Below are 9,946 nucleotides of genomic sequence, written 5' to 3' on the forward strand. Positions count from 1 at the left end.
CTTTGCGCGTTCAGGATTTCCTCCGCAGCGAAAAGGATTTGGGCCGGACTGACCTCATCGTCATCATCGCGTCCGCGCTGGATGTGACCCCGGAGGCTATTTACACACATCCGGAAAAGGAGCTTGACGACACGGCGCTGGAGAGAATAGCCAGACACATAGACGAGAGAAAGAAAGGCAGACCCCTCTCGTACATCACAAATACAAAGGAGTTTTTCTCGCAAGACTTCTACGTAGACGAACGAGTGCTTATACCAAGGCCCGAAACAGAGTTACTGGTCGAAGAAGCGCTACACGCAATGGTCGCGGCCCGGCCCTCCCTGAATCAAGAAAGCGGACACGCCACTGTAGCGAAAAAAGAGGACGTGCGGATCCTTGATATGGGCACCGGTTCCGGCGCAATCGGCATAACGCTCGCCCGTTATGGTGCGTCGTCCGTTGCCTGTGTTGACGTATCTTTCGATGCATTGCTCGTGGCGCGCTGGAATGCGAAGCGGCTGGCGGTAGAGGATCGGATTTCCCTGGTGCAATCCGACCTGTTCGGAGGCTTAAAGAAGAAAGCGCGTTTCGATATAATCGTTGCAAACCTCCCGTACATCTCTGCGTCTGACTGCGAGAGGCTCATGCCCGACGTAAAACGCGAGCCCCCCCGCGCGCTCCTGGGAGGCACACGTGGCACAGAGGTATACGAGCGCTTCGTAGCCGACCTCCCGCACCATCTGGAAGAGAGTGGCTCTGTAATCTGTGAACTGGGCGACGCAGGGCAGATAGAGTCGGTCGGAAAGTCGATGAGGGCACTCGGGCTTCGTGTGCGCTCGAAGAAAGATCTGGCAGGTCAGGACAGGGTACTTATAGGCTCATGGAAAAATTTGTCATAGAGGGCGGCGAACGCCTGAAGGGTAAGATTGCCGTCGGCGGGGCGAAGAATGCTGTCCTGCCTGTGCTTGCAGCGACTCTCCTTCAGAAGGGTATCTACGAAATAGGAAACGTTCCCCGACTGAAAGACGTTACTACCATGATCAGCGTGCTGGGAGTCCTTGGCGCGAAATCCGAGTGGATTGACGAGCACAGGCTCAGAATAGACACGACCGACGCGGAAGGATTTGAAGCGCCCTATGATCTGGTAAAGGAGATGCGAGCATCGGTCCTCGTACTCGGTGCCCTGGCAGGCGGCCGGAAGAGGGCCATTGTCTCCTATCCGGGCGGGTGCGCTATCGGTGAGCGACCCATCAACCTTCACTTGAAAGGGCTTTCCCTTCTGGGTTGCGAGGTCGGTATGCACGAGGGCTATGTGGATGTCGACGCGCGCAATCTCTGCGGCGCCACCGTGCGTTTTGATAAACCGACCGTTGGCGGAACCGAGAATGTCCTGATGGCCGCAGTTCTGGCTGAGGGAGAGACGGTTATCGAGAACGCTGCGATGGAGCCTGAAGTGGTCGACCTCGGCATGATGCTTCAGGCGATGGGTGCCCGAATAGAGGGACTTGGCACACCCAAGATCTTTGTGCGGGGCGTTGAGAGTCTTACTCCCTGCAACTATGATGTGATTCCCGACCGTATAGAAGCGGGGACTTTCCTTGTGGCCAGTGGATTGACGAGGGGCAGCGTAACCATCGAAGGCGCCAAAGTTGCGCACCTCACCACCGTGATAGAGAAGCTTCGGGAGGCGGGGATGGATATCGCAGAGGAGAATGGCTCGCTCCGTGCCGGAATGTCGAGGAAAAGACCAACGGCATTTGACATAAGAACCTCTCCCTATCCGGGTTTCCCCACCGACATGCAGGCTCAGGTTATGACCATGATGTCCATAGCGAAGGGCGTCAGCGTAGTTACGGAGAGCATCTTCGAGAACAGGATGATGCACGCAGCGGAGCTTCGGAGACTCGGCGCAGACGTGATGGTCGTGGGGAACAGGGCAGTGGTAAGGGGCGTCAAGGCGTTGCAGGGCGCCAGAGTGATGGCTACGGATTTGCGCGCGAGCGCAAGCCTTATCCTGGCAGGACTCTGCGCCTACGGTACGACAGAGGTTTCGCGTATCTATCATATTGACAGGGGATACGAATCGATCGAGAAAAAACTGCGCCAGCTCGGGGCGAAAATAGAGAGGAAGAAAGATGAAGGTGTGGCACCTTGAGCAGGAATGGGATGCATTTCTTGAGACGATTGTAACCGGCCGGGAACAAAAAAAGAGTGACGTGCGCAGGTCGGTGCAGGCCATCAAGAAGCAGGTGGCGGAGGAAGGGGAAGAAGCACTCCTTCGCTTGAGCACGCGTTTTGAGGGCTGGAGCAAAAAGTATCCGCTCAAAATACCCGTCAAAGAAATAGAAGAAGCGGCTGAAAAGATCGACAGGAAGGACCTTCCAGTGCTGAAAGGCATGATAAAGAACGTAAGGCTCTTCCACCGATCCCAGCTTACGCGGCAAAGGAGATACAAGAGAAAGGGGCTTGAGGTCAGGGAAGAGCCGGTATCTGTTGAGCGTGCCCTGGTGTATGTGCCCGGAGGCCAGGTTCCGTACCCGTCGAGCCTTGTCATGGGCGTGGTGCCCGCGCAGGTCGCGGGTGTGCGTGAGATCTATGTGACGACGCCGACCCATGACGGTGCTCTCAATCCTTACATCGCGGCCTGCTCCCTTCTTCTTGGAATACGCAACGTATACCGTCTTGGTGGCGCCCAGGCAATCTATGCTTTTGCCTTTGGCGCAGGGAGCATCCCCAAAGTCGATATAATTGTGGGCCCCGGCAATGCCTATGTGGAAGAAGCAAAGAGGGACGTGTACGGAAGAGTTGGTATTGACATGCTGGCAGGTCCCTCTGAGCTCGTGGTTTTGCTCACACGCCACTTTCCGCTCGAGATAGCGGCCTGGGACCTTTTTTCTCAGGCGGAGCATGATGAGATGGCAACTGTGGGCCTTTTTTCGCCATCGAAGGACGATCTCTATACGCTGATGAGGCAGATGGAGCGGCTGCTTGGGGAGAACGTGCGCAAAGCGACTGTAGAAAAAGCTCTTGAGAAAAACGGGTTTCTGGTCCATTACCAGAGCCTCGACAAGGCAGTCGAAGCTATCAACAGAATAGCACCCGAACACCTGGAGGTCGTCGGTGATATGTCGGCGACGAAAAACCTGCGATACCCCGGCATCATCTACGTGGGGCCCGAGACCTGTGTGTCCATGGGCGACTATTACATAGGCACAAATCACGTGCTCCCCACTGGCGGGGCAGGAAGGTTTTCTGCTGGTCTTTCGGTGGACACATTTACAAAGCGTAGAGTATTGGTTAAGATAGATAAGAAATTTCTGGAGACCTATGGCGCGAATGCCATAAGATTGGCGGAAATCGAGGGTTTATACGCGCACGGTCGGGCTATCAAGGCAAGAAGGGAGCTTTTGCGGTGAAGCTCAAAATAGGGATACCTAAAGGAAGCCTGCAGGAGAGCACAATAAAGCTGTTCAAGAATGCAGGCTACCACATCAAGCTCGCGGACAGGTCCTACGTTCCTGTTATAGATGACCCGGAACTGGAAGGGCTTCTGATCCGGGCGCAGGAGATGGCCCGCTATGTAGAGAACGGCATCCTCGATATGGGCATCACTGGTCTTGACTGGGTGCTGGAGCAGAACGCAAAGGTAACGGAGATCGCGCGGCTGCGTTACGGAAAAGTTGGGTTTAAGGGAGTAAAGTGGGTTGTTGCCGCTCCCGAGAATTCCCCGATAAAAAGCCTCAAAGACCTGAACGGAAAGAAAATCGCTACTGAGCTGGTGGGATACACCAAGCGGTTCCTCAAGTCGAAAAAAATAGAGGCTCTCGTGGAGTATTCCTGGGGCGCGACAGAGGTTAAGCCGCCGCTCCTTGCCGACGCAATCGTGGAGGTGACTGAGACAGGAGCATCTCTGGTTGCCAATAACCTCCGCATTATAGACACGATCCTGGAATCAGAAACAGTGGTGATTGCCAGCAAAGCAGCCGCAAGAGATAAGTGGAAGAAGGTGAAGATGGAAAACATTGTCATGCTTCTCCATGGCGCACTCCGGGCAGAAGAGAAGGTGGGGCTCAAGATGAACGCACCGCAGAAGGGGCTCGACCGGATCATGAAGATACTTCCGTCGCTGCATACACCCACGATCTCGACGCTTGCCGACGCAGGATGGGTTGCGCTGGAGGTCATCATAGATGAATCGGTCGTTCGGGATATCATACCGGAACTGAGGCGGGCGGGCGCCCAGGGCATTGTCGAATACCCGCTGAATAAAGTGATTCCTTAGGGGCACCCAAAGGGGCATCCAATGAAAAGAAAAGCCGCGCTCACCAGGAAGACCAGAGAAACAGAGATCAAGGTCGGATGGAAGCTTGACGGTGAAGGGAAGTACACTATCGCAACAGGGGTTCCTTTCTTTAATCATATGCTTGAGCTTTTTGCCCGCCACGGATTCTTCGACCTCAAAATAGAAGCCCGTGGAGACACCGACATCGATCATCACCACACCGTGGAGGACGTGGGCATCGCCCTGGGCAGGGCGCTGAAAGAGGCGCTCGCCGACTTCGAAGGGATAAGGCGTTACGGACACGCAGTAGTGCCGATGGACGAAGCGCTCTGCAGCGTAACCATCGACGTAAGCGGCCGCCCGTATCTCGCCTGGAACGGGGAGATGAAGGGGCGGATAGGCACATTCGACGTAGAGGTCGCAAAGGAGTTTTTCCTCGCCTTTGTGCGCGAGGCAAAAGTCTGCCTCCACGTAAATCTTTTTTATGGCGAGAATGCGCACCACAGAATAGAGGCTGTGTTCAAGGCCTTTGGTCGCGCGTTGCGCGATGCGTGCGGGAAGGATGAATATCTGAAAGGGGTCTTGTCGACCAAGGGAGTGCTGTGATAGCAATCGTCGACTACGGCATGGGGAATTTAAGGAGCGTGACGAATGCCTTTGCGCGGCTCGGCGCGTCCATTGTTGTGACAAGCGACAGGAACGCGATTGCGACAGCGAGGGCCATTGTGCTGCCCGGTGTGGGCGCCTTCGGTAAGTGCATGGAGAATCTGGTGAGGTTCGATTTACTGGACGTGCTTTTGGATCAGATCAACAAAGGCAAGCCGTATCTGGGGATCTGTCTTGGGCTGCAGATGCTTTTTGAATCCTCTGAAGAAGCTCCCGGCGTTAAAGGATTAGGTCTTGTGAAGGGGAGCGTAAAAAGGTTCAAGAACGAGCTTAAAGTGCCACACATGGGATGGAACCAGGTTGAACAGACGAAGGGCTCGCAGCTCTTCAAAGGGATCCGCCAGGGAGAACACTTTTATTTTGTCCACTCCTTCTATCCCGAACCCACCGAAGAAGAGCTGATTGCGAGCACCACGGACTATGGCAAACCGTTTGCATCATCCGTAGAGCGGGAGAACATTTTTGCGTGCCAATTTCACCCTGAAAAGAGCCAGAGGGTAGGGTTGCACCTCCTTCAGAATTTTATAGACCTATGCGAACAAAACTGATCCTGCTTTTTGCGTTGTTGCTGGTCGCCGGGTTTGTGGTCGCGGCTGAGACCGAGATCGGCATCTATACGGAGCGGTTACTCGATCCGGACCTGACCACCTGTCCTCACTGCGGCAACCCCATCCGGTCCGGCCCCATGCATCAGGATGCAGAAGCTACGCTGTTAGATGAACTGAGGCAGGGCCTTGCTGATAATGGCATAAAGTATGTCCTCGGTAGAAGTGAGGCGAAGAATGTTGAGGTATTTGTCTACCGCTACCAGGAACGGCAAGGTGGCAACTTCGCGGTCGACAAACCGGCCAGCGTCGGCTTTCACTTGCACCTGTATGATCAAAATGGGCTCGCCAAAGTTTTTATCTTTGACGAGACCCAGCAGCCTCTTTTCGACAACATCCTCAAAATAGGTACCTTTATCCGCAGGGGCATGAGATGGATCACTGCGAGCGAGCTGGCCGAAGAGGGCATTGACAAGGGGATAGGGAATCTGAAAGAGGATTTGAAGTGAAAATCTTCTTCGCAATGGACCTCATAGGCGGGAACGCCGTGAGGCTCCTGAAGGGAGATTTCTCACAGGTCACCATCTACAGCCGGAACCCACCCGAGACTATCGAAAACATGTGCAAGGCAGGGGCAAGAGATTTTCACATTATCGACCTTGATGGAGCACGCGAAGGAAAGAGGAAGCATAGCGATCTGATACGCGCTATCAGACAGAAGGTGCCGGGCTACATGGAAGTGGGCGGCGGCATTCGCACTGAAGATGACATTGCTTTTTATTCGGCTACGAACGTAGACGGGATGATAGTGGGGACGAGGGCGCTGGAAGACAAGATGTTCTTTCGAGGGCTTTCGCGTTTCAGGAACATCGTTCTCGGTTTGGATCTTTACGAGGGGCGGCCTATGGTGAAGGGATGGAAAGAGGCAGCCGCCATGTCCCTTGAAGAGGTGCTCGAGCTAGCCGCAGAGGCCCGCATCATGGCCATTCTTTTCACGAGCATCTCGAAAGACGGTACGTTGAGCGGGCCCGATTTTGGAGCCATAGAAAAGATGCAGACAATGACTAGCCTCCCGATTATTGCCAGCGGCGGCGTCAGCACCATGAAGGACCTGCAAGAACTGAAGGAGATGAATGTGTGGGCGGCCATCGTGGGGAAGGCCTATTACGAGGGCAGAATACAAATAGAGGAGGCCGTCTCGCTTGCTGACTAAAAGGATCATCCCGTGCCTGGACGTGATGGAGGGTAGAGTCGTCAAGGGAATGAATTTTGTCAACTTGATGGATGCGGGCGATCCTGTCGTCAATGCGAAGGCATACGAGAAGCAACTGGCTGACGAACTCTGTTTTCTGGACATCACTGCGTCTCATGAAAAAAGAAGGACAATACTGAATGTAATCGAGGACGTGGCGCGAGAGGTGTTCATGCCGCTTACCGCGGGCGGCGGTATCAGGAACCTGCAGGATATCCGCGACGTACTCCTCGCAGGGGCGGACAAGGTCACCATCAACACGGCAGCGATAGAGAGGCCGGAGATCGTGCGGGAGGCGAGCGATGTCTTCGGGAGCCAGTGTATCTGCGTTGCCATCGATGCGAAGAGGAGCGGTGCCGGTTTCGAGGTTTACACGTACGGAGGACGCAAGCCTACCGGCGTAGAGGCAATCGGCTGGGCAAAGAAAGTGGAGGAACTGGGAGCTGGAGAGATCCTGTTGACGAGCATGGATCGCGATGGCACTAAGATCGGTTACGATATACCACTGACAAGGGCTATCTCCGAGGCGGTCAATATACCCGTGATCGCGTCCGGCGGGGTAGGGACCCTGGAACATTTATACGAAGGGCTGGTAGACGGCAAAGCGGACGCGGTGCTTGCCGCATCCATCTTTCACTACCGCGAATACACAGTGATAGAAGCGAAAGAGTACTTGCGGCAGAGGGGAGTAGCAGTAAGACTATGAAACAAAATTCTAATATCGAATTTCTAATATCTAAACAATATCAAATTTCCAATTTCCAAAATTGAGACTGAATCGTCCTTTTTTGACATTCGATCTTTGAGCATTGTTTAGGATTTAGATATTAGATATTCGGATTTACACGGGGTCGGTCGCGGCTCACTGGGAGATTCCATGGCAGAAATGAATAAGGATCAGATAAAATGGGATGAGCGGGGATTGACCCCTGTTGTTGTTCAGGATGAGCGCACGAAAGAGGTGGTTATGGTCGCCTACATGAACCAGGAGGCCTTTGACTTAACCCTGAAGACGAAGAGGGCTCACTATTACTCCCGTTCGAGGAAGAAGATATGGCTCAAGGGAGAAACATCGGGTCATTTCCAGCAGGTGAAGTCAATCCGTCTCGACTGCGACAACGATACGCTGCTCCTTCTGGTGGACCAGAAAACAGCCGCGTGCCACACCGGCTACTTTAGCTGCTTTTACCGTGCGTGGGATAATGAATGGAAAGTAATCGGCGAGAAAGTGTTCGATGAGAAGGAAGTTTACCGCAGCGCTCCGTCAGACGGCCCCGAGGGTGGTGCAAAGGATGGCGCATAGGCTTGAACTGATTTTCGTCACCTGCGGCTACGTCGGCTATCTTCCCTACGCACCAGGAACATGGGCTTCAATTGTCGGCTGTGTTCTACTCTATCTGCTTCCCGGGGTTCTCAATCATCCCGTCACCGTGATGCTTATCGCGATAGCTGCCATTCTCTGCATTAACCGCCTGGAATTGGCTGAAGGAGATCCCGGCTACATCGTTGTTGACGAACTGGCAGGCATCTGTGTTACCATGGTTGGCCAGGGGCTGGGCTTTTCCAATCTGTTGAAGGGATTCATCCTGTTTCGGATATTTGATATTCTGAAGCCGTTTCCCGTACGACGCCTTGAGAGGCTCCCTAAAGGTTACGGGATCGTGGCGGACGACCTCATGGCTGGCATCTATGCGAACGCAGCGCTTCTCCTGCTGGGCAGGTTGCGTTGAAGCTCGAAGAGCGTTTAGGGGAGCTGCTTCGGAAGAAACGGATGAAGCTGGCTGTGGCAGAATCCTGCACCGGTGGGCTTATCTCGAGCAGGATCACGGATATTGCGGGCTCCTCCGACTACTTTGAAGCAGGTACTGTTGTGTATAGCAACCGGGCAAAGCAATCCTTTCTCTCGGTACCGGCAGAGATACTGGAGAAGTATGGTGCAGTGAGCCGGGAGACAGCTGAAAAAATGGCTGAAGGGGTACGCGCAAAGACAGGTGCTGACATCGGCCTCTCGGTCACCGGCATAGCGGGCCCGACAGGCGGCAGTGCGGAGAAGCCCGTGGGAACGGTCTATGTGGGCCTCGCGACAGACCAACGGCTCTTCTTCAGGAAATTTCAGTTCAAAGGAGAGCGGCTGGCGATAAAAGAACAGACGTCGAATGAAGCTCTGCAATTTGTGATCGATCTCCTGGAAGGCAATGTTGCATGAGAAGCTTTCTGGCCCTCGAAGTATCAGCACCGGTAGCTGACTATCTCGGCAGCATTATTGCAGGGCTTTCCAGGCGTACGCGCGACATTAAATGGGTGAAGAGGGATGCTATTCACGTCACCCTTAAGTTTCTTGGCGAGATCGAAGAGGCGCTGGCCGGAAAATTACGTGACGCACTGGCGCCGATGGGCAGCCGGTTCACTCCGTTTGTGGTAAGCTTGAAAGGGATCGATGCCTTCCCAAACAGACGGCGTGCGCGTGTTGTGATCGTGCGGCTGGATAAGGGCACGGAAGAAATGAAGTCGATCTACGAAGCAGTGGAAGAAGCGCTCACAGAATTCAAATTCGATCGCGAAGCCAGGGAGTACACTGCACACATCACTCTCGGAAGGGCAAGAACGCCTGCGCCTTTTCCTGATGGAGACCTTCCTCCCCTGGAGAAGATGGAGTTTTGGGTGGATGGGCTAGTGCTGTTCAAGAGTACGCTTACACCCGGCGGGGCTATCTACACGCCCGTATGGAAGATAAAATTCGGAGGCGACAATGATGAAGGAAGAAGCGAATCGAACAAAAGCGCTTGACATGGCGGTGACGCAGATCGAAAAGCTGTTCGGTAAGGGCTCGATCATGAAACTCGGGGAGAGGGCTCCCGAGGAAATACCAGTCATCTCTACCGGGTCGCTCGCACTGGACATTGCGCTTACTATTGGCGGGCTGCCGCGAGGCAGAGTCGTTGAGATTTACGGGCCTGAGGCCTCGGGTAAGACAACGTTGGCGCTGCAGGTGATCGCCGAGGCCCAGAAAAAGGGCGGTGCGGCGGTATTTATCGATGCGGAGCATGCGTTGGACATACACTACGCAGCCAAGATAGGCGTGAACACCGAGGATCTCCTGATATCACAGCCTGACACGGGGGAACAGGCGCTGGAGATCACAGAGCACCTCGTGAGGAGCGGCGCTGTTGACGTGATTGTCATCGATTCAGTTGCGGCCCTTGTGCCGCGGGCAGAGATCGA

General features: G+C 54.3%; 14 protein-coding genes. All 14 read left to right on the forward strand.

Annotated elements, in window-relative coordinates:
- The first annotated feature begins 2 nt into the window (after positions 1–2).
- A complete protein-coding gene (prmC, locus tag VMT71_03755; protein HVN23057.1) occupies positions 3–878 on the forward strand; it encodes a peptide chain release factor N(5)-glutamine methyltransferase in 876 nt (291 codons plus the stop codon).
- Positions 860–2,134 carry a UDP-N-acetylglucosamine 1-carboxyvinyltransferase gene (murA, locus tag VMT71_03760; GenBank protein ID HVN23058.1) on the forward strand — a complete coding sequence of 425 codons (1,275 nt, stop codon included), beginning with the start codon at positions 860–862 and terminating at the stop codon, positions 2,132–2,134. Before prmC ends, murA begins: the two co-directional genes overlap by 19 nt.
- Positions 2,115–3,395, forward strand: coding sequence for a histidinol dehydrogenase (gene hisD / locus VMT71_03765; protein HVN23059.1), 1,281 nt, complete (start codon positions 2,115–2,117; stop codon positions 3,393–3,395). Before murA ends, hisD begins: the two co-directional genes overlap by 20 nt.
- Positions 3,392–4,261 carry an ATP phosphoribosyltransferase gene (hisG, locus tag VMT71_03770; GenBank protein ID HVN23060.1) on the forward strand — a complete coding sequence of 290 codons (870 nt, stop codon included), beginning with the start codon at positions 3,392–3,394 and terminating at the stop codon, positions 4,259–4,261. Before hisD ends, hisG begins: the two co-directional genes overlap by 4 nt.
- A gap of 21 nt (positions 4,262–4,282) precedes the next feature.
- Positions 4,283–4,867, forward strand: coding sequence for an imidazoleglycerol-phosphate dehydratase HisB (hisB, locus tag VMT71_03775; GenBank protein ID HVN23061.1), 585 nt, complete (start codon positions 4,283–4,285; stop codon positions 4,865–4,867).
- Positions 4,864–5,475, forward strand: a complete 612-nt coding sequence (gene hisH / locus VMT71_03780; GenBank protein HVN23062.1) for an imidazole glycerol phosphate synthase subunit HisH — start codon at positions 4,864–4,866, stop codon at positions 5,473–5,475. The genes hisB and hisH overlap by 4 nt, the downstream gene beginning before the upstream one ends.
- The gene (locus VMT71_03785) at positions 5,460–5,981 is read left to right on the forward strand and encodes a hypothetical protein (GenBank protein ID HVN23063.1); all 522 of its coding nucleotides are present in this window, start codon (positions 5,460–5,462) and stop codon (positions 5,979–5,981) included. Before hisH ends, VMT71_03785 begins: the two co-directional genes overlap by 16 nt.
- Entirely contained in the window at positions 5,978–6,685 is a 708-nt protein-coding gene (locus tag VMT71_03790; GenBank protein ID HVN23064.1) for a 1-(5-phosphoribosyl)-5-[(5-phosphoribosylamino)methylideneamino] imidazole-4-carboxamide isomerase, read from the forward strand. The genes VMT71_03785 and VMT71_03790 overlap by 4 nt, the downstream gene beginning before the upstream one ends.
- Entirely contained in the window at positions 6,675–7,430 is a 756-nt protein-coding gene (hisF, locus tag VMT71_03795) for an imidazole glycerol phosphate synthase subunit HisF (GenBank protein HVN23065.1), read from the forward strand. The genes VMT71_03790 and hisF overlap by 11 nt, the downstream gene beginning before the upstream one ends.
- Positions 7,431–7,601: 171 nt before the next feature.
- A complete protein-coding gene (gene hisI, locus VMT71_03800) occupies positions 7,602–8,027 on the forward strand; it encodes a phosphoribosyl-AMP cyclohydrolase (protein HVN23066.1) in 426 nt (141 codons plus the stop codon).
- Positions 8,017–8,454, forward strand: coding sequence for a phosphatidylglycerophosphatase A (locus VMT71_03805; protein HVN23067.1), 438 nt, complete (start codon positions 8,017–8,019; stop codon positions 8,452–8,454). The genes hisI and VMT71_03805 overlap by 11 nt, the downstream gene beginning before the upstream one ends.
- Positions 8,451–8,930, forward strand: coding sequence for a CinA family protein (locus VMT71_03810; protein HVN23068.1), 480 nt, complete (start codon positions 8,451–8,453; stop codon positions 8,928–8,930). Before VMT71_03805 ends, VMT71_03810 begins: the two co-directional genes overlap by 4 nt.
- Complete coding sequence (gene thpR / locus VMT71_03815) at positions 8,927–9,511, forward strand: RNA 2',3'-cyclic phosphodiesterase (protein ID HVN23069.1); 585 nt, start codon at positions 8,927–8,929, stop codon at positions 9,509–9,511. The genes VMT71_03810 and thpR overlap by 4 nt, the downstream gene beginning before the upstream one ends.
- A partial coding sequence (locus VMT71_03820; GenBank protein HVN23070.1) for an ATPase domain-containing protein occupies positions 9,474–9,946 on the forward strand: 473 nt, incomplete at its 3' end. The genes thpR and VMT71_03820, both read left to right, overlap by 38 nt.

The organism is Syntrophorhabdales bacterium (assembly GCA_035541455.1).
Lineage (GTDB): Bacteria > Desulfobacterota > Syntrophorhabdia > Syntrophorhabdales > WCHB1-27 > JADGQN01.